Raw genomic sequence first — 21,489 nt, forward strand, 5'->3', positions numbered from 1 at the left:
TGTTTGTTCTACTTTATTTATTTTGATAAATCGCCTTTAAGTTTCATAACATAAGCGGCAACTTTCCATCTTTCCTCTTGGGATAATTGATTAGCATGAGAACCCATAGCATTCAATCCGTAAGTGATTACATGAAATACACTTCCTTCATTTATTTGACGTTCTGCATAATTAGGTACTCCTAAAAACTTTTCTTGTTTTACCAATTTCCCTTTACCATCTCCAGCTGTACCATGGCAAATAGCACAATATATATTAAATAACTCTTCTCCTTTTTTCATGTCTACTTGTGTAGAATCTAATGGAGATTTTAAGTTTGCAGCTTTAACTGTAGCCAATGCTTCTGGAGTGTTAGGATATTCATAAGGCATAAAACCTCTTTTAATAGCTCCTTTTGGTGGTAATTGACCTTCTTTACCATATAATCCATAAGATGCTTTGAATGCTCCAGACTCTGAATAAGTCTCATAAGCTACAGATTCGTACATATTAGGAAAATATTGATAATTTGGTTTTTGATTATCTTTACATGAAATAACAGATAATGCAAAAGCAAATATTACGGATAACTTTATTGTATTTTTCATAATAGTTATTAATGCTTTTCTACAACTTTTACTTCAACAGCACCTGTGTTTTGTAAAAAAGAAGTGAGTTCTTCAACATTATTTTTTACAGCTACTTCCATAAGGAAATGGTCGTCTGTAGTTCTTACATCTGGGTTTTCAGCTTTTTTGAATGGCCATAATTTACTTCTCATATAAAAAGTAATCACCATTAAATGCGCTGCATGAAATACTGTCATTTCAAACATAACAGGTACAAAAGCAGGCATGTTTTGCAAATAGCTAAAACTTGGTTTACCTCCAATATCTTGAGGCCATCCTCCACTTGGATTTATCATAATATTCCACATAAGCCATGTGGCAAAACCTAAACCATAAGCACCATAAATGAAAGCACAAATTGCTAAACGAGTTGGTGCCAATCCCATAGCCTTGTCTAAACCATGCACAGGAAATGGTGTAAAAACTTCTTCAATATGATGATGTGCTGCACGTGTTTTTTTAACGGCATCCATCAATATGTCATCATCATTATATAAGGCATGAACTACTGTACTACTCATGATGCGAATGTTTATTTTCTTCTCTTAATTTTTTATAATTTTCACCTGAAGATTTCAATATTGTTTTAACCTCTGCTTGTGCTATTACTGGGAATGAACGAGCATAAAGTAAGAATAAAACAAAGAAGAAACCAATTGTACCTACATAAATTCCTATATCTACAAAAGTAGGAGAGAATTTTGTCCAAGAAGACGGAAGGTAATCTCTATGTAATGAAGTAACAATGATTACGAAACGCTCAAACCACATACCTATATTTACAACTATAGATATAATGAATGAAAACATAATGCTTGTTCTTAATTTTTTTGACCACATAAATTGCGGAGAGAAAACATTACAAGACATCATCATCCAATAAGCCCAAGCATAAGGTCCTGTTGCTCTATTTAAAAATGCATATTGTTCATATTCTACTCCCGAGTACCAAGCAATAAATAACTCTGTAATATATGCAACACCTACAATAGAACCTGTAATCATAATAATGATATTCATTAGTTCAATATGTTGCAAAGTAATATAAGCTTCAAGATTGGATACCTTTCTCATAATTATAAGTAAGGTGTTTACCATAGCAAAACCAGAAAAAACAGCACCCGCAACGAAATAAGGAGGGAAAATTGTTGTATGCCAACCTGGAATTACAGACGTAGCAAAGTCAAACGATACAATAGTGTGTACAGAAAGTACAAGTGGTGTTGCTAAACCTGCTAAAACTAAAGATACTTCTTCAAAACGCTGCCAATCTTTAGCTCTACCGCTCCATCCAAAACTTAATATTGAATATACTTGTTTTGTAAATGGGGTTACAGCTCTATCGCGAAGCATAGCAAAATCTGGAAGTAAACCTGTCCACCAAAACACTAATGAAACAGATAAATAAGTAGAGATTGCAAATACGTCCCATAATAATGGAGAGTTAAAGTTCACCCACAAAGAACCAAATTGATTTGGAATAGGCACAACCCAATAAGCCAACCAAGGACGACCCATGTGAATAATTGGAAACAAACCTGCCTGAACTACTGAAAAGATTGTCATCGCTTCTGCAGAACGGTTGATTGCCATTCTCCATTTTTGACGGAATAAAAGCAATACAGCAGAAATAAGTGTACCTGCGTGTCCAATACCTACCCACCAAACGAAATTGGTAATATCCCAGGCCCAACCTACAGTTTTATTTAAACCCCAAGTTCCTATACCTGTTGAAATAGTATATATAATACAGCCTAATCCCCAAAGGAACGCTGCTAACGCAATTGAAAATACAGTCCACCATTGTTTATTTGCTCTTCCTTCTACAGGAGCAGCAACATCAACTGTTATATCGTGATAACTTTTATCACCAATAACTAAAGGTTTTCTAATGGGTGCTTCGTAATGAGACGACATAATCCTTTATATTGTTACTTAAATTTATACTTATGAATTTCTAACTTTTACTTGATAAACCACATTTGGTTTTGTTCCAACATGTTCCAACAAATGGTAAGCTCTTTTATCGGCAACAACTTTTGTTATTTGAGAGTCTTTATTATTTACATCTCCAAATACCATAGCTCCTGTAGAACAAGCACTAGAACAAGCTGTTTGGAATTCGTCGGCATTTACCGGTCTTCCTTCTCTTTTTGCTTTTAATATAGTAGCTTGAGTCATTTGAATACACATAGAACATTTTTCCATAACCCCACGAGAACGAACGTTTACATCTGGATTGATAACCATTCTTCCTAAATCATCATTCATGTGGAAATCAAACTCGTCATTATTATTATATAAGAACCAATTAAAACGACGAACTTTGTACGGACAGTTGTTAGCACAGTAACGTGTACCTACACAACGGTTATATGCCATGTGATTTTGTCCTTGACGACCGTGTGATGTAGCAGCCACAGGACATACTGTTTCACAAGGAGCATGGTTACAATGCTGACACATTACAGGTTGGAAAGATACTTGAGGATTGTCGGCTGGATGCTCTAGTTGTCTAAATCCACCTAATGAGCCTTTAGTGTCTTCATTTCCAGCTAAAAACCCTGTTAAATCCAATCCGTCAAAATTTTCTTTTTTCTCAACATCGGCTGCAAAAGTATCTTCTGATGAATAATATCTGTCTATACGCAACCAGTGCATATCTCTACTTCTACGAACTTCTGTTTTACCTACAACAGGTACATTATTTTCTGCATGACAAGCTATAACACAAGCTCCACAACCTGTACACGCATTCAAATCTATAGATAAATTAAAATGATGACCCGTTGTTCTGTCAAAAGACTCCCACAAATCTACGGTAGTAGCTTCAACTTCTTTATGATCTAAAGAAACCATAGGTTGTGGATTCCACTCTTTTGCATCTTTTTTATTATAATCGGCAAGTGTAGTTTCTTTTAAAATATCACCTCTACCCATTAATGTTTTTTGTGATTGAACACAAGCAAACTCATGTTTACCCGATGCTTTTTCTATAGTTGCATCTTGTAGGCTAGAAGCATTAAAATAAACACTATAAGCATTAACACCTACTTGCATTTCTTCTTTCATGGAAGCCTTACGACCATATCCTAAAGCCAATCCTAAAGTACCTTTGGCTTGACCTGGTTGTACAATTACTGGAACATTTTCAAGTTTTACACCATTAACAGAAATGTTTACATAACTACCGTCTAGTCCGCCATTGTCTGCAATAGTGTTTTCTAGTTTCAGTTTTTCAGCATCTGCTTTTGAAACTGTAACATAGTTATCCCAAGAAACTCTTGTAATTGGATCTGGAAACTCTTGCAACCAAGGATTGTTTGCTTGTTGCCCATCTCCCATTCCTGTTTTTGTATACAACAACAATTCAAAGTTTTTAGCATTTGCACTTTGTGCTAATTGTGTAGCTGCACCGCTATAATCTGCTGTACCACTAGCCAAAACTGAATCACTTGTAACTACAAGACCATCGTGAACCGCTTTATTCCAAGAAGTACCGTTTAAATATGATGACGCATTCGCTTTTATATAATCATAATAAGTTAATGGACTTCCATTCCAAACCAATAAACAATCTTGAAATTGTTTTGTATTAAATAAAGGACGAATAGTAGGTTGAGCTATCGAATAAGTTCCTTTTGTAAGCACATAATCATTCCAAGACTCTAAATAATGAGGAGTTGCTGCTGCTATAGTAACTTTTTCAGCGGTTTCATCAAATTTTTGAGTAAAAGCTACTGAGGTTGTTACTTTAGACAAACCTGTCTCGAATGCTTTTGCATTTGATAAGGTATAAAGAGGATTTACACCACTCATAATAAGTGTATGAACATTTCCTGCATTCATATCTTTAACCAATTCTGCCACTTTAGCATCAGAACCTTTACGAGTATAACGTACACCAGCAGCCATAAAAGCTTCGCTAGTTAATACTTGATTGATAGCAAAAACTAATAATTGTGCATTTTTATCTTGAATACCGCAAACCAAAAGACCTTTGTTTTTAGAATCTTTTAATTGATTGGCCGCTTTTACAACTTCGGCTTCATTATCAATTTTACCAGTTGGTATAGAAGAATTGGTAATGATGTTGAATATTTTAACCAAAGCTTGTTTTTGAGCATACACACTAATTGGCACACGCTTATCTGCCGCTGCTCCAGTGAGTGTCATATTTGACTCAAATTGAATATGCTTAGACATTTGTCCTGTTTGTGGAATTCTACCTTTTGCATAACTAGAATTGTACCCACCACCTTGCCAATCTCCTAAGAAATCAGCTCCTACAGAAACAATAGTACCTGCTTTTGAAAAATCGTAATCCAATAATGCTCTTTCTCCATATACAGATTCGAACGCATCTAAAGCTGCAGATTCTGAAACGGAATCATATACCACATGTTTTGCTGTAGGATTTTTAGCTACAAACTCTGCGATAAGTTTTTCTGTAGATGGACTAGCTAATGTATTGGTTAAAACTACAACTTGTTTGCCTTTAGCTTTTGCATCTGCTAAAGATTGTTGTATTTTTTGATTTACATCATTCCATTGAGCGCTTTCATTACCAATTTTTGGAAATTTCAAACGCATATTATCATACAAAGAAAGAACCGAAGCAATTACTCTAGCATTAGCAGAAAATTTAGCTCCTTCTAAAGTATTATTTTCAATTCTTATAGGACGACCTTCTCTTGTTCTAACTAGAATATTAGCAAAATCAAATCCGTCAAACATTGTTGTAGCATAATAATCGGCTACACCAGGTATAACTTGTTCTGGCTGCACAACATAAGGAATTGATTTATGCACCGGACCTTCACATGCTGCTAAAGTAGCCGCTGCAGTTGTAAATCCTACATATTTCAAGAAATCACGACGAGTGGTTGATGAAGAAGATAATGTATCTTTATCGCCAAGAAATTCATCTGTAGGAATTTCTTCAACGAATTCATTATTTCTAAGCGCCTCAACAATAGAGTTATTTTCGTTTAACTCTTCAACACTTTTCCAGTATTTTTTGTTTGATGACATTGTATATATTTATTAGCTTCTTAAACAATTATTAATAGTGACATTTTCCACACTCTAAACCTCCCATTTGAGCAGCAGTCAATTTATCTACACCATACTTTTTAGAAAGTTCTTTATGAATTTTTTCATAATAACCATTTCCTTCTACCTTAACATTTGTTTCACGGTGACAATTTACACACCAACCCATTGTTAAAGGAGCAAATTGTTTCATAACTTCATAAGTTTGAACCGGTCCATGACATTTTTGACATTCAACTCCAGCAACCGTTACGTGTTGTGAGTGATTGAAGTAGGCAAAATCTGGAAGATTATGAATTCTTACCCATTTTACTGGTTGTGTTTTACCTGTATATTTTTGTAAGGTTCTATCCCATCCAACAGCATCATATAACTTTTGGATTTCTCCATCGTAGAATGCTTTTGAATGTTCTGGAGTAGCTGTTGTATCTGCAACCTCTGCAATGTTTTTATGACAATTCATACAAACATTCAACGACGGTATACCGGCATTTTTACTAACACGAGCCGCAGAGTGACAATATTTACAATCTATACCATTGCTACCTGCGTGAATTCTGTGAGAATAATGTATTGGCTGAACAGGCTCATAATCTTGATCTACACCTATTTGCATTAAATAACCATACACAAAATATGCACTGATTAACATCAACATTATTACAGAAACCAATACCAAAAATTGATTTTTTACAAAGGCTTGGCAAACTGATTGAATTGATCTATCGGTAGCAGTTAGCTCTAAACCTTTTGAAAGAGCAATTCTTGACAACATATTGTAAACTAAATACAACATGGTTATAAGAACTCCCATTACCAAAACCAACACACCAAGTATCACATCATTGGAAACTCCTTCTGACTTTTCAGCACCAGCACCAGCAACTGCACCAGCAGGAGCAACTTCAGCTTTTGGAGCAGGCTCTGAGGTATAAGCCAAAATGTTATCTATATCTGCTGTAGTAAGCTGAGGAAAAGCAGTCATCACAACTTTATTATTTTCTTCAAAAACTTTTACAGCTTTAGCATCACCAGATTTAATAAGCGCAGAACTGTTATTTACCCATTTGTAAATCCAAGCTTTATCGTATTTTTCTGCAACACCTCTAAGAGCAGGCCCTGTCATCTTTTTATCAAGATTATGACAAGCTGCACAATTTGCATTAAACAATTCTTTCCCTTTAGCTGCATCTCCACCTCCTGTTGCAGCAGGCATTGCCGCCGCATCTTTTGGAGCAGCTGCATCTTGAGCAAACACAGGCAAAGAGAAAACTAGCAAAAACGCTAAGCTTAAGAGATAAATTCTAGAAATTGAACTATGGTTTCCCACTTTTTTCATATTATAAAATGATTATCGACAATTGTGGTATGATTTTTACTGTAGTATTTGAAAATTGTTTACACTTTTTACAAAAACTTGACAAAAATACAACTTATGTACTATTATCAAAACCTTAAAAGTATCATAAAGTATAATTTATAACCATTCTAAATTATTGATGTTTATAATTGTATTTATTAATGTTTACATTTGCATATAAATCAAACTATTATGAATTTTTTAACAATTTCTACTACAGCAAAAAAATATATATTATTTGGGTTTGTTTTGTGTTTCGGGCAGAATTTTAGTCAAAATGTGACCCTAAAACAAGATCCAAAAATTGAGAATTTACTTACTGAAAAAAGAAAACTCAATGCAGTCATGGCAAACACTACACGGTATAAAATTCAGATTTTTATTGGTAATAGTGAAGAGTCTAAAAAAACACTCATTGCTTTTAAAAAAGAAAACCGTTTAACAGAAGCTACACTCATTTTTTCAACACCCAACTACAAAGTTCTAGTCGGCAATTACAAAACGAGAATTGAAGCTGAGCGTAACTTGACTATTTTAAGAAAAAAATTTCCAAAAGCTTTACTTGTAAAACCAAATATGAACTAGAAATTTTGATAGATAATAAAACAAAAAAGTGAAGATAAATCTTCACTTTTTTGTTTTAAGCATTTTAATATAATTATTACTCCATATCTCTACCAAATCGGGCAAAACGTTTGTTGTAATTGTTAAACTCAGCCTTATTTTTAGTATAAAAATCGGTATCGTTATTTTTTTTCATAATTTCAAGTAGTCCTCTATATCGCTCTATAGCTGTCATTATTTCGGTAGCCAAATAATATTGGTTGGCCGGAGTAAGTGTAGCAAAATAGGTAAGTTGCTGTTTGTATTTTACTGCTAATTTTGAGAGTAATTCTCGTGCTTTTTGAGTTTCTCCAACTTCATAATATCCATTTGCAAATGGGTCTACAGCACTATAATATCCATAATAATCTAAAGGCAATTTATTTAAAGCTAGCTCAATTATTTTTTTGGCTTTGTCTACCTTACCTTCTTTGATTAATTGATCCATCAATCGAGAAAGATTATTTCTTGTAGATATGCTGTTTTTTCTAGTTTCTGGATCATGGTAAATTTTGGTGCTTTCGCCATTACCCCAATCCCAACCTATTCGGTTGTTATCTTCGCTGTACTTTTGAGTTACGATAGAATTATACATTTTATCAGAATCTATTTGCCCTAAATCGTATGGTGCATTTTCTTCGTCTACAGGAGTTTTTACAGGTACTAACTTGTAAACCATACCGTCTAACTGCAAGAAATCTTTCATCCATAAATAGTCATCGTCTCCAAAACTTCCTCCTGTAAAACATACTGGGCGCTTCCAATTATTATTGGCAATTATATCCAACATAATTAAACGATTTTTATATATAGCTCCTCCTTTTATATCAATATCGATATATGGAACAATAGAATCGTTGTATTTAGGATTTACTACTTTGTGTTTTAAAACTGTATTTTTATCAACGCTAAGTCGCACTTTATTGGTTGGTAAAAAGTGTAGTTTACGACCACTTGGCATGGTAATTTGAGTAATTGTATCGTCGGATTTTGCAAAAGACAAAAAGTCTTTGATATTCCATCTATTTTCTGTTTTTTTATCAAAAACAATTCCTTCTCGTTTATCTCCTACAATTTTATCATGAGTGAAAGAAATAGGCAATCCTTCAGATTTATATGTTTTCATTTTCATTTGGTCTATATACCAATCGGTCATTAGTAAACTGGTATTTACTATTTTCACGTCGGTACGGTAACCCTCAATTTCTTGTACATACCACAATGGAAATGTGTCATTATCTCCTATTGTAAACAAAATTGCATTGGGCTCACAAGAGTCTAAATATTGTTTTGCCATTGCTGTTGCTGTATATTTTCCTGCACGATTATGATCGTCCCAATTTTGATAAGCCATAAGCATTGGAGATGCTATAAGTGACAATACAATAGTAAGAGGCAAAGCAGTCTTTTCTGCGAGTTTTTCTTTGATCATTTCATAGAGTGCATACACCCCAAAACCAACCCACATAGCAAACACATAAAATGACCCTACTAAAGCATAATCACGTTCTCTTGGTTCAAATGGACGTTCGTTTAGATAAATTTTCAAAGCTAAACCTGTAAATAAAAACAGTGTAAGTAGCACATAAAAACTTTTCAAATTGCGTTGTGCATGATACAACAAACCTATTAAGCCAAGGAAAAGTGGTAAAAAATAATAAAAATTTCTTCCTTTATTACGCAATACATCGTCTGGCAAATTACTTTGCGGACCAACATGTAGTTCATCAATTGGTTTAATACCGCTCATCCAATTGCCATCTAAATCATCATATTTTCCTTGAACATCATTTTGTCTTCCAACAAAATTCCACAACAAATAACGGCCATACATATACCCAAATTGGTATTCGAATAAAAACTTCATATTATCTACAAATGATGGTTTTTGTATATCCAAATAATCACCGTAGTACTTCAAAAAAGAAACATATTGATCTACATCTATTTGTTTTTTTGCATAAGCTTCTCTAAACTTAGCAACCTCATCTACCAATTCTTTTTCTTCTAGATATTCATCTTTTATTTTAAAATCTGGAACTTTGGTAAAATGGATATAATTAGCAATATGCTCTTCACTCCACATTCTAGGTAAAAAGGCTTTGTGCGCTTCATCTGTATTTTGTTCTGAACCTATATAATCGTTTACAATAACATATTTTTTTGTTTTGTAATCTCTTTCATAATTGGGTTTTCCATCGGTGTACGGCAATTCTGGATCTAAACCTGCAAATGCACCTGTATACTGAGGCCCGTAAAACAAAGGATTTACTCCATATTGTTCTCTATTGTAATATGCTAATACCTCTGCAGCGTCTGAAGGTTTGTTTTCATTTATTGGAGTATTAGCATTGGCTCTCACTGGAAGCATTAGCCATGTAGAAAATCCTAAAAGTAAAAATAAAATACTTAACAACATAGTATTGTAAAATGGGTGTTGCTTCTTTTTGGTATATAAAAGCCCGAAATAAAACACCACAACAATAAGCAATAAGCCAAAAATAGAACCCGAATTGAAAGGTAAACCCAAATTGTTTACCATAAATATTTCGGTTTTTCCAAAAAATGCTAATGTATAAGGCAGTAACAATTTAAAAATGAATAATAATATTGCAACGATAATCACATTGGCTATTATAAAACTAGTTACTGTAACTTTTTTATAATTTTTAAAATAATATAAAAATCCAATAGATGGTATAGTAAGTAAAGACATAAAGTGTACTCCAAATGACAAACCTGTTACTAAACTTATTAATAACAACCATTTATTGCCTTTTGGTGTATGCATGTCTTCTTCCCATCGAAGTCCAAGCCACAACATAAGCGCAATAAACAACATCGCCATAGCATAAACTTCGGCCTCTGTAGCATTAAACCAAAAACTATCTGTAAACGTGAATGTTAATGCTCCTACAAAAGAACTTCCTAAAATAGCGATAAGATTGTTTTTACTTAATTCTGAATAATGGGCCACTACTTTTTTAAGTATCATGGTTGAAGACCAAAACATAAATAATATGGTAAATGCACTCGAAACTACCGAGGTCATATTTACCATAAAAGCAATGTGTTGTTTACTTATAGCAAACATGGCAAAAAATGCGCCTATCATTTGAAACAACGGAGCTCCTGGCGGATGCCCTACTTCTAGTTTTGCCGAAGTAGCAATATACTCGCCACAATCCCAAAAACTCATGGTTGGTTCTACGGTAAGTGTATACGTGATAAGGGCTATTGCAAAAACTGCCCATCCTAATAGATTATTCCACTTTTTAAAATTAAAATTTGTCATATTTGTGTAAAAATTTACTTGTGCAAAGAAACTATTTTTTATTGAAAGGTTTGTAATAAATTACTACTCTTTTTCGTGTACTTCTTTTAGTTCCAAACCTATATTGCGTATCGATTCGAGTTTAATTTTTGGGTCTGAAGCAAAGTATTTTCTAATTTTACTTAAATACACATCCATACTTCTACCCGAAAAGAAATCGTTGCTTTTCCAAATAGCAATGAGTATATCTTGCCTTTTTACCAATTGATTTTTATTGGCAATTAAATATGCCAATAAAAAATTTTCTTTCTCTGTGAGTTGGTATTTATAACTGTTGTTATAAAGAATACTTCGTTTAGCATCAAAACAAAAAGAACCTATTTGTATTTGTTTGTGGGTTGAAAAATCTAATTTTTCTTTTCTTTTTAAAATGTTTTTTATACGCAATAACAGTTCATTTGTATCAAATGGTTTTACTATATAATCGTCGGCACCGAGCTGTAATCCTTTTATTTTATCAGCTGGAAGTTGTTTGGCTGATAAAAAAACAAAATACATTTCTGGGTGTTTTTCTATGATTTTTTCTGCTAATGTAAAACCATCCATTACAGGCATCATAACATCTGAAATACACAAATCAAAAGAATCATTTTGAAACAAAACCAAAGCATCTGCACCATTTGTAGCCCATGTAACTTCAAAACCATTAGACTCTAAAAAACGTTTTAAAATTGAAGCAAAATCCAAATCGTCTTCAACCAAAATAATTTTATACTTAGTAAACATAAGGCATAGAGATAGTAAAAGAAGCGCCTTTACCTTGTTCGCTTTTTAGATTGATGATTCCTTTGTGTGCTTTTATTATTTGATTTACATAATACAAGCCAAGTCCAAGCCCTTTATTGTTGTGTATATTACCTTCGTTAATGCGGTAAAATTTTTTAAACAATAAAGACTGCTTCTTTTTATCTATCCCTATACCGTTGTCTGTAATAATAAGTTGTGCAAAATTATCTACGCTTTTCGTTTCAATTACTATTTTGGTGCTCCCGTATTTAACTGCGTTTTGCAAAACATTTGTTATGGCTGTAGTAAGATGAAAAGCATCACCATATAATGTAGCTGTTGTATTGTACTGTTCATAAAAATCAATAGTTGGGTATGCTGTTTTAAAATCGGAAATTATTGATTGAACAAAAGAGCTAATCTCTATAGATTGATTTTGCAAATGTTTCCATTTTTGTTCTACAGAACACTCCAACACTTGATTTATCAATTTTATTAATCGATTATTTTGCCTTTCTATAGTCGAAATAGTTTGTCGCATACTATCATCTTGATTATAACTCATATTTTGCGCCAGTATTTTGGTTGATACACCAATGGTCGTAAGCGGTGTTTGAAACTCGTGGGTAATATTGTTTATAAAATCGGTAGTTACTTCGTTGATGTTTTTTTGTACGATGAGAGCTCTAAGTGCCAAGTAGAATAAAAACATAAGTACTAGCATACTAATTACTGATAAAGCAAGTATCCCACTCATACGTTGCCATACAATACTTTTATAATTAACTACCGATATATATAAGGTATCTTCTGTAATAAGTTGTGTATGTTTGTCTAGTGCAAAATTGTTAGTATAATTTCTAAGCACAAATGCATCTTCTAACGTTTTTAAATTCCCTGCAAATAAGTTTCTAATATTCGGCTTTTCGGCATATATAGTATCTGCCTTTGTTTTATTGTACACAACAAACTTGTTCAATACTAGTCCAAAATTTATTTCGTAATCCGAGAAATGCTTAGCAAACTCTGTTTTTAGTTTTTGGCTTATTGTATCTCGCAAATTATTTTTTAACATCGAATTTTTTATTACAAATCGAGTTTCTTTATTTTCAATATAATTTTCTGCCAATGTTTGATAAAGACTGTTTTTACTAAATGTAATTGCAGTATCTAAACTTGTGTAATGGTTGGTATTGTTGTAAAAATAATTTTTAATTTCATTTTTAAATTCTGATACTTTATGCTCATACGTAGTTTGTACCAAATAATATTGAATAGTACAGAGCAGCACAAAAATTAAACACGAAAATGCAACGAGAATTTTTATTTTTCTATTCATCTTAACCTTATATTATGGTAAATAGTTATACTATGCTTTTTGTAGAAACTGTTTACTATTTAAAGTAAACTCTGCTTCTAGGTTCATTTGCTTTTCAAAAGTAGAAATAAAATGAGTTCACCCATTAATTTTAAGTGGCTTTAACCTACGATTAACTTTCAAGATGATATAAAGATTATTTTTTTGTAAAACTTATACCCTCAAGCAAACACTTAACATTTAGCAACTTATAATTACGTTATATTTTGATTTTAAAAAAAGTTTAAAAAATATTTGCAACATATATTTTTTGTACTAAATTTGCACTCGCAATAAGCAATTGGTCTATGGTGTAATGGTAACACTACGGTTTTTGGTGCCGTCTTTCTAGGTTCGAGTCCTAGTAGACCAACAAAAAAGCTCAACTTTCGTTGAGCTTTTTTTTGTATCTTTAATTTAATCTCTTTGATTTTTAAATAAATAAAAAACGAGCCATTAATACAATAGCTCGCTTATTTAGTAATGTATATATCTGTTATATTTTGAATGTAACAACAGGCTTGGTAGAGTGGTTCACCAAATCTTCACTAATACTTCCGTTAAAGAAATGTGCCAATCCTTTACGTCCGTGTGTACTCATACCAATTAAATCGGCATCTATACTATTGGCGAAATTTAAAATTCCTTTTTCTACATTAGAATCATTGTAAATATGAGTTTCGTAATTAGAAATATCAAATTTTTTCACAAACTCATTCATCGCATCATTGGCTGCAGAAGTAGTAATAAAATTATTAGGCGTATTGATGGTTACCAAATGCATCTTTGCGTTGAACTTTTTGGCAAAATCGACTGCTTTTTGAAAAGGGTTTGTAATTTCTTTAGCAAAATCTGAAGCAAAAACAAAATCGTTTACCTCAAAATTCTCTTGCTCTTTCTTGATAATAAGAACAGGCACATCTGAATTTCTAACCACTTTTTCTGCATTAGAACCTATAAACATTTCTTTGTATCCACTTGCGCCATGCGAACCCATAACAATTAGATCTACTTCATTTTTTTTGCTCAGCTTTAAAATACCATCAAAAGCCATTTCAAACTGAATTACTTCTGAAATGTTTAAGCCTTCCAAATAATCTTCTTCCATTAAATCTTCCAATCTACGCATGGCGGCATTTTTGAAAAACATGATTTCAGGAATATCTTTTCCAGTAGTTAAAGCGTCACTGGCTTGATGCGGCAACTCCAACATGTGTAATAAAATTATTTCGCTATCATTTTTTCTAGCTATTTGTGCAGCAACTTTCAATGCATATTCAGCGTTTTTTGAAAAGTCGGTAGGAATAAGAATTTTTTTCATAAGAAATTTGAATGTAAAATATAGTTTTTTTGACAGGATAAAGTTACAAAAAAATATCGTAATACAATGATTTTTATATTTTAAAATAATTTTCTATATTTGCAACGTTGTTTATTTAGATGAAGTAATGAGGCACGCACAGCGTGCCTCTTTTTATAAAAAAATGAGTTTTAAAGAAAAAGTACAGGCGCTATTAGAGCAAGGTTTACAAGAAAAACCTTCTGTTTTTTTAATCGATTTAAAAATAGCCGAAGGTAATAAAATTACTGTGGTTCTCGATGGTGATACTGGAGTAACACTTCAAGATTGTATTGACATAAGTAGGGCTGTAGAACATAATTTAGACCGCGAAGAAGAAGATTTCTCTATAGAAGTGGCTTCTGCTGGAGTTTCTACTCCATTAAAAATGAATAGACAATACAAAAAAAACATTGGCAGAATATTAAAAGTAACCACCACCGATGGAGAAATTATCGAAGCCTATTTAACCCATGCAACCGATGATTTGATAACACTATCTTGGTCTGCTAGAGAACCTAAAAAAATAGGAAAAGGAAAAGAAACCGTAAAAAAAACGCTAGAACTGCCTTACAATAAAATAAAAGAAGCAGTTGTAATAATAAAATTTTAATAACGAATTGTAATGGAAAATATTGCATTAATTGAGTCATTTTCAGAATTTAAAGACGATAAACTTATTGATAGAGTTACCCTTATGGCAATACTCGAAGATGTATTTAGAAATGCTTTGAAAAAGAAATATGGTTCTGATGACAATTTTGATATTATCATAAATCCTGACAAGGGAGATATGGAAATTTGGAGAAACCGTGTTGTGGTTGCAGATGATGAAGTTGAAGATGAGAATCAAGAAATTGCCTTGTCTGAAGCTCGAAAAATAGAGCCCGATTTTGAAGTTGGCGAAGACGTTTCGGAAGAAGTAAAACTTATAGACTTAGGCAGAAGATCTATATTGGCTTTAAGACAAAACTTAATTTCAAAAATTCACGAACACGACAACACCAACTTATACAAACAATTTAAAGATTTAGTTGGCGAAATTTATTCGGCAGAAGTACATCATGTAAGACCAAAAGTTGTAATTTTGGTAGATGATGAAGGAAATGAAATTGTTCTTCCAAAAGAAAAACAAATCCCTTCTGATTTTTTTAGAAAAGGAGACAATGTAAAAGGAATTATAGAACATGTTGAATTAAAAGGTAATAAGCCTCAAATAGTAATGTCTAGAACTTCAGAAAAGTTTTTAGAAAAACTATTTGAACAAGAAATCCCAGAGGTGTTTGATGGACTTATCACTATTAAAAAAGTAGTTCGTATACCAGGAGAAAAAGCAAAAGTTGCTGTAGATTCTTACGATGATAGAATTGATCCTGTTGGAGCTTGTGTAGGTATGAAAGGTTCTCGTATACATGGTATTGTACGTGAATTACAAAACGAAAATATAGACGTAATAAACTACACAAACAACCCGCAGTTATTGATTACAAGAGCTTTAAGCCCTGCAAAAGTGTCTTCTGTAAAAATAGATGAGGATAAAAAAACAGCAGAAGTTTATTTGAAATTGGAAGAAGTTTCTAAAGCAATAGGTAGAGGCGGACAAAACATAAAATTAGCAGGTTTTCTTACAGGCTATGACCTAGATGTAATACGAGAAGGAGCTACCGCAGAAGAAGATGATGTAGAATTGACAGAGTTTTCAGATGAAATTGATGGATGGGTAATCGATGAATTTGCAAAAATAGGTTTAGATACAGCACGTAGCGTACTAAAACACTCTGTAGAAGACTTAGTAAGAAGAACAGATTTAGAAGAAGAAACCGTAAGAGAGGTTGTCAAAATATTAAAAGAAGAATTTGAAGACTAATTTTATTCCAATAAAAAAGTCTTTACCAAAAAAATAACAAACAATTTTATATGTCAGAAGGAAATATAAGGATAAGTAAAGTTTTACGAGAATTAAACATTTCTTTAGAAAGAGCTGTAGATTATCTAAAAGATAAGGGAATTGCAATTGTAGCAAATCCAAATACAAAAATTTCTGATGATGTTTATGGTATCCTATGCAATCAATTTGCGGGCGACAAAGGCAATAAAGAAGCTTCAAAAGGAGTAAGCGAAGAAATTAAAAAAGAAAAAGAGGCACTTCGACTAGAAAGAGAAAAAGAACTTGAAGAGAAAAGAAAACAAGAAGAAGAACGCCAACGATTGGAAGTAATAAAAGCTAAAGCTGTTGTTACAGGCCCTAAGCAAGTAGGTAAAATAGAACTTGACACAAAACCTTCTGAACCTGTAAAACCACAACCTAAAGTTGAGGAATCTCAAAACACACAGCCTTCGGTACAAGAAAAAACAGAAGAAAAAGCAGAAGAAACACCAAAAACAGCTCCAAAAGAAGTTCTTCAAGCTAAAATAGAAAAACCAGCTCCTACAATTAAACCTGCTGTTGAGAAAGTAAAAGAAATGCCAAAGGTAGCAGAACAAAAACCTGCCAAAACCTCAACAGAAGAACCTGCTGTAGTTGAAGAACGCTTTGAAACTCAGTATCAAAAACTATCGGGAGCAACACTTACAGGTCAAAAAATAGATTTGTCTCAATTTGAAAAGCCTAAAAAGAAAAAAGAAGACAACAAACCTGGAACAAATCAAAACAATACATCAGGAAACAACAATAAACCTGGCGATAAAAACAAAAGAAAACGCATTCCTTCAAAAGATGCAAAACCAGGAACAACTCCAAATACCAATCAGCAAAATGGCAATAATAGACCTGGTGGCAATAATAAATTTGGTTCAAAAGGAGGTTTTCAAAAAGGAAACCGCCCAGCTATAGTACAAAAAGTTGAGCCAACCGAAGAAGAAGTTAAAAACCAAATTAAAGAAACTTTAGAACGCCTACAAGGTAAAGGAAATAAATCTAAAGCTGCAAAATACAGAAGAGATAAAAGAGATTCTCACCGTCAGCGTACAGAAGACGAACAATTACAACAAGAACTAGAAAGCAAAGTACTTAAAGTAACAGAATTTGTTACCGTAGGAGAAATTGCAACAATGATGGATGTTCCTATCACAAAAGTTATTGGAACTTGTATGTCTTTGGGTATTATGGTTACTATGAACCAACGTTTGGATGCAGAAACTCTAACTATTGTTGCTGACGAATTTGGTTATGAAGTTGAGTTTATCACTACAGACATTGAAGAAAATGTAGAAGTTGTAGAAGATAGAGAAGAAGATTTAGTAAGCCGCGCACCTATAGTTACCGTAATGGGACACGTAGATCATGGTAAAACATCTTTGCTAGACTACATTCGTAAAGAAAATGTAATTGCGGGAGAATCTGGAGGAATTACACAACATATTGGTGCCTATTCTGTAAAACTAGAAAATGGTCAAAAAATTACGTTTTTAGATACACCTGGTCACGAAGCCTTTACTGCGATGCGTGCACGTGGTGCTCAAGTTACAGATATTGCGATTATTGTAATTGCTGCAGACGACGACATCATGCCTCAAACAAAAGAAGCTATTTCACATGCCCAAGCAGCAGGTGTACCTATGATATTTGCCATAAACAAAGTAGATAAGCCTACTGCAAACCCTGAAAAAATTAAAGAGAAATTAGCAGCAATGAACTTGCTTGTTGAAGATTGGGGAGGAAAATACCAATCACACGATATTTCTGCCAAAATGGGTATGGGTGTAAAAGAGTTGTTGGAAAAAGTATTGCTAGAAGCCGAGTTATTAGACTTAAAAGCAAATCCAAACAAACCTGCTCTTGGTACTGTTGTAGAAGCTCAATTGGATAAAGGACGAGGCTATGTATCTACTATTTTGGTACAAGCAGGAACCTTGCGTGTAGGAGATTATGTATTGGCAGGAAAAAATCATGGTAAAGTTAAAGCCATGCACGACGAACGAGGCAAAACCGTAAAAGAAGCAGGCCCTTCTACCCCTATCTCTATTTTAGGTTTAGATGGAGCTCCAACTGCAGGTGATAAATTTAATGTATATGAAGACGAACGCGAAGCCAAACAAATTGCAGCAAAACGTACGCAACTTATACGTGAACAATCGGCTCGTACTAAAAAACATACAACTCTTGCAGAATTAGGAAGAAGAATTGCTTTAGGTCAATTTAAAGAATTAAACATCATTATAAAAGGAGACGTAGATGGTTCGGTAGAAGCATTAGCAGATTCATTCTCAAAACTTTCTACAGAAGAAATCGAAATCAAAATTATTCACAAAGGTGTTGGTGCCATTACCGAGTCTGATGTTAATTTAGCCTCTGCATCAGATGCCATTATTATTGGATTTAATGTTCGTCCAGCAGGAGCTGCAAAACAATTAGCAGAAAAAGAAGAAATTGATATTAGAAACTATTCTATTATTTATGACGCTATAGACGACTTAAAAGACGCTATGGAAGGAATGCTTTCTCCTGAACTTAAAGAAGAAATTACAGGTACTGCAGAAATTAGAGAAACATTCAAAATTTCTAAAGTAGGAACTATTGCAGGATGTATGATTACCGATGGTAAAGTATTTAGAAATTCTAAAATACGTCTTATTAGAGAAGGCGTAGTTATTTTTACTGGAGAATTAACCGCTTTAAAACGTTTTAAAGATGATGTAAAAGAAGTTTCTAAAGGGTATGACTGTGGTATACAAATTAAAAACTACAACGATATCCAGATAAACGATATTATTGAATCTTTCCAAGAAGTAGAAGTAAAGAAAAAATTGAAATAATTAAATTTCTAAACGTATATAATATAAGGAGTGCAACACAAGTGCTCCTTTATTGTATACTCTAGTTAATAAATACTATAGGTACAAAATGAAACATCAATGGATTTATAGTTTTGTAAAATTGATATTTCCAAATTATATATGGGGAATTTCTACAAAAAAGCCTGTGGTTTATCTTACTTTTGATGATGGCCCTATACCTGAAGTTACACCTTGGGTACTCGATTTATTAACAGAATACAATGCTAAAGCAACATTTTTTTGTATTGGAGATAACATCAACAAACACCCAGAAATATTCCTTAAAATTTTTCAAAATAAACATACAATAGGCAATCACACCTACAATCATTTAAAGGGTTGGAATGCCAATACAGTAGATTATGTTGAAAATACTTTAAAATGTCAAAAAGAGATAGAAGAGCATACAACTTCTGCAACAAAATTATTTCGTCCTCCTTATGGTAAAATCACAAATAAACAAAGTACAATTCTAAGAAAAAAAGGCTTTAAAATAATAATGTGGAATGTGCTTAGTAAAGATTATGATGCTTCTATAAACTACAAAACATGTATTGAACGAGTTTTAAACAACATAAAACCAGGTAGCATAATAGTATTTCACGACAGTATTAAAGCTTTTCCAAATCTACAAAAAGCATTACCCGTAATACTAAAATCTTTAAAACAAAAAGGCTATTCGTTTGAGTCTTTACATTAAAGTTGCTCTTGCACCAAACCAATTAGAGTATTGGCATCTAGCTCACCACTTTGTCTCCAAACCATTTGACCATCTTTATAAATCATCAAAGTAGGTAATCCTTTTATACGAAGGGCTTGAGCCAACTCTTGATTTTTATCTACATCAATCTTTATTACTTTTGCTCTATCTCCCAAAGCTGCTGCCACATCACGTATTACAGGATGCATAGCTACTGCAGATTCGTTCCATTCGGTATAAAAATCGATAAGAACAGGCACTTGAGCACTAATAAGATCTCCAAATTTTGACATATGTACAAATTTGATTTCTATTTTTTAAAAATAAAATAGAACATTCTAATTACAAATTTAACATAATTATGTAATTATACCACATTTTAACGTTTTTTTAGCTCCAAAACGGTAATTTCAGGCATAATACCTACTCTACCTGGATAGGCGTGAAACCCAAACCCTCTGTTCACATACAAATAACGCCCTTGATTTTCATACAAGCCAGCCCAATGCGGGTATTTAAACGAAACTGGACTCCATTTTAAAAACCCAGGTATTTCTATACCAAACTGCAATCCATGTGTGTGTCCAGAAAGCGTAAGTTGGTAGTTTTTTGGGTGGTTTTGAACCTCAACATCCCAATGGCTTGGGTCGTGACTCATTAGAATTTTAAAATCTTGTTTCTCTACTCCTTGTGAAGCCTTGTTTAAATCGCCAGCTTGCTTAAAGTTAAGTCCCCAATTTTCAACACCAATTAACGCTAGTGCATCATTATCTTTTTGAATCGTTTTATTTTCATTAAGAAGCAATGTAAACCCTATATCTCCATACAATTGTTTAATTTCTTCGAAGTTTTGAGCTTTGGCATTCTTATTTCCTTTCCAATCCAAATATTCGCCGTAATCATGATTGCCCAATACGGCATATTTACCATAAGAAAATGATTTGATTTTACGAAAAGTATCAATCCAAGGGTGCATTTCTGATGCTAAAGAATTGACAATATCTCCAGTAAAAAGCATCATATCTGCTTCTTGCTGATTGATTAAATCAATAGCATATTCAATCTTTTCTTTATTATCAAAACTCCCGCTATGTACATCAGAAATTTGTATTATTTTAAAACCATTAAATGCCTCGGGTAAATCATCAAAAAAAACGGTTTGTTTTATCACTTTAAAATTATATTTCCCTTTTGTCATACCGTAAATTAAAGAACCAAACGGAATAGCTGCCAAACCGAGCGCTACCTGACTTATAAACCTTCTTCTTTCGGGTAGAAAAGTAGGTGTAGGTTTATGTTGAACATAATTGAAAATACCTTTACCCAATCGATAAAAATCTTCAAGCAAAAGAGGCACAACTATTATAAATTTTGGAATTAAAAACAAGAGCATTAAACCAAGTGTAAAAAGCGTTTGGCTGGTTTGACCTACGCTTCTATCAAACTGAAAAAAACCATAAACGATAACACAAAATGTTACTATTGAAACTAGTATATAAACAACATTTAGCTTTGACGACTTAAAAGCTGTTTTAAAAGCAATAAAAGAATAATATTCAATCAACAATAGTAGTACTACTGGAATAATCCACTTTGGCATAGTATAAAAATAAAAAACAAAGGTATTTAAT

General features: G+C 32.9%; 16 protein-coding genes and 1 tRNA gene. 6 read left to right on the forward strand and 11 right to left on the reverse strand.

All coding sequences use genetic code 11. The annotated features are described in order from the left end of the window. Positions 1-17: 17 nt before the first annotated feature. Genes Q361_RS11025 through Q361_RS11045 form a run of 5 tightly spaced genes read right to left on the reverse strand, consistent with a single transcriptional unit; the run spans position 18 to position 7,002 of the window. Complete coding sequence (locus Q361_RS11025; protein WP_103726790.1) at positions 18-587, reverse strand: c-type cytochrome; 570 nt, start codon at positions 585-587, stop codon at positions 18-20. 8 nt (positions 588-595) lie between these two features. Next, positions 596-1,129, reverse strand: a complete 534-nt coding sequence (locus tag Q361_RS11030) for a DUF3341 domain-containing protein (protein WP_103726791.1) — start codon at positions 1,127-1,129, stop codon at positions 596-598. Next, positions 1,122-2,525, reverse strand: a complete 1,404-nt coding sequence (gene nrfD / locus Q361_RS11035) for an NrfD/PsrC family molybdoenzyme membrane anchor subunit (RefSeq protein ID WP_103726792.1) — start codon at positions 2,523-2,525, stop codon at positions 1,122-1,124. Before nrfD ends, Q361_RS11030 begins: the two co-directional genes overlap by 8 nt. Before the next feature lie 30 nt (positions 2,526-2,555). Next, a complete protein-coding gene (locus Q361_RS11040; RefSeq protein WP_103726793.1) occupies positions 2,556-5,642 on the reverse strand; it encodes a TAT-variant-translocated molybdopterin oxidoreductase in 3,087 nt (1,028 codons plus the stop codon). 31 nt (positions 5,643-5,673) lie between these two features. After that, on the reverse strand, positions 5,674-7,002 hold the full coding sequence (locus Q361_RS11045) for a c-type cytochrome (protein ID WP_103726794.1): 1,329 nt from the start codon (positions 7,000-7,002) through the stop codon (positions 5,674-5,676). Positions 7,003-7,215: 213 nt separating this feature from the next. Between Q361_RS11045 and Q361_RS11050 the strand changes: the two genes are divergently transcribed. Beyond that, a complete protein-coding gene (locus Q361_RS11050; protein WP_103726795.1) occupies positions 7,216-7,608 on the forward strand; it encodes an SPOR domain-containing protein in 393 nt (130 codons plus the stop codon). Positions 7,609-7,684: 76 nt separating this feature from the next. On the opposite strand, the gene Q361_RS11055 is transcribed toward Q361_RS11050, so the two are convergent. From Q361_RS11055 to Q361_RS11065, 3 genes are all read right to left on the reverse strand, one after another. Further along, positions 7,685-10,921 carry a glycosyltransferase family 117 protein gene (locus Q361_RS11055; protein ID WP_103726796.1) on the reverse strand — a complete coding sequence of 1,079 codons (3,237 nt, stop codon included), beginning with the start codon at positions 10,919-10,921 and terminating at the stop codon, positions 7,685-7,687. Between the two features lie 63 nt (positions 10,922-10,984). Continuing rightward, positions 10,985-11,686 (reverse strand): response regulator transcription factor, encoded by a 702-nt coding sequence (locus Q361_RS11060; protein WP_103726797.1) that lies wholly within the window; start codon positions 11,684-11,686, stop codon positions 10,985-10,987. Continuing rightward, positions 11,676-13,025, reverse strand: coding sequence for a sensor histidine kinase (locus tag Q361_RS11065; RefSeq protein ID WP_103726798.1), 1,350 nt, complete (start codon positions 13,023-13,025; stop codon positions 11,676-11,678). The genes Q361_RS11060 and Q361_RS11065 overlap by 11 nt, the downstream gene beginning before the upstream one ends. Positions 13,026-13,345: 320 nt before the next feature. Here Q361_RS11065 and Q361_RS11070 point away from each other — a divergent pair. Further along, a tRNA-Gln gene (locus Q361_RS11070) sits at positions 13,346-13,416 on the forward strand. A gap of 123 nt (positions 13,417-13,539) precedes the next feature. Here Q361_RS11070 and Q361_RS11075 read toward each other — a convergent pair. Continuing rightward, positions 13,540-14,364 carry a universal stress protein gene (locus tag Q361_RS11075; protein ID WP_103726799.1) on the reverse strand — a complete coding sequence of 275 codons (825 nt, stop codon included), beginning with the start codon at positions 14,362-14,364 and terminating at the stop codon, positions 13,540-13,542. A gap of 163 nt (positions 14,365-14,527) precedes the next feature. On the opposite strand from Q361_RS11075, the gene rimP reads away from it, so the two are divergent. The 4 genes from rimP (at position 14,528) to Q361_RS11095 (ending at position 19,858) form a co-directional block, all read left to right on the forward strand. After that, positions 14,528-14,995 (forward strand): ribosome assembly cofactor RimP, encoded by a 468-nt coding sequence (gene rimP, locus Q361_RS11080; RefSeq protein WP_103726810.1) that lies wholly within the window; start codon positions 14,528-14,530, stop codon positions 14,993-14,995. 12 nt (positions 14,996-15,007) lie between these two features. Then, positions 15,008-16,249 carry a transcription termination factor NusA gene (nusA, locus tag Q361_RS11085; RefSeq protein WP_103726800.1) on the forward strand — a complete coding sequence of 414 codons (1,242 nt, stop codon included), beginning with the start codon at positions 15,008-15,010 and terminating at the stop codon, positions 16,247-16,249. A 50-nt stretch (positions 16,250-16,299) separates the two neighbouring features. Beyond that, the gene (gene infB, locus Q361_RS11090; RefSeq protein ID WP_103726801.1) at positions 16,300-19,137 is read left to right on the forward strand and encodes a translation initiation factor IF-2; all 2,838 of its coding nucleotides are present in this window, start codon (positions 16,300-16,302) and stop codon (positions 19,135-19,137) included. Positions 19,138-19,225: 88 nt separating this feature from the next. Continuing rightward, on the forward strand, positions 19,226-19,858 hold the full coding sequence (locus tag Q361_RS11095; RefSeq protein ID WP_103726802.1) for a polysaccharide deacetylase family protein: 633 nt from the start codon (positions 19,226-19,228) through the stop codon (positions 19,856-19,858). Here the strand turns inward: Q361_RS11095 and Q361_RS11100 are convergent. Then, positions 19,855-20,151 carry a thioredoxin family protein gene (locus Q361_RS11100; protein WP_103726803.1) on the reverse strand — a complete coding sequence of 99 codons (297 nt, stop codon included), beginning with the start codon at positions 20,149-20,151 and terminating at the stop codon, positions 19,855-19,857. The two genes, Q361_RS11095 and Q361_RS11100, sit on opposite strands and share 4 nt — an antisense overlap. An 86-nt stretch (positions 20,152-20,237) precedes the next feature. Continuing rightward, positions 20,238-21,458 carry a metallophosphoesterase gene (locus Q361_RS11105; protein WP_103726804.1) on the reverse strand — a complete coding sequence of 407 codons (1,221 nt, stop codon included), beginning with the start codon at positions 21,456-21,458 and terminating at the stop codon, positions 20,238-20,240. Positions 21,459-21,489 lie beyond the last annotated feature (31 nt).

Source organism: Flavobacterium croceum DSM 17960, assembly GCF_002917885.1.
GTDB lineage: Bacteria > Bacteroidota > Bacteroidia > Flavobacteriales > Flavobacteriaceae > Flavobacterium > Flavobacterium croceum.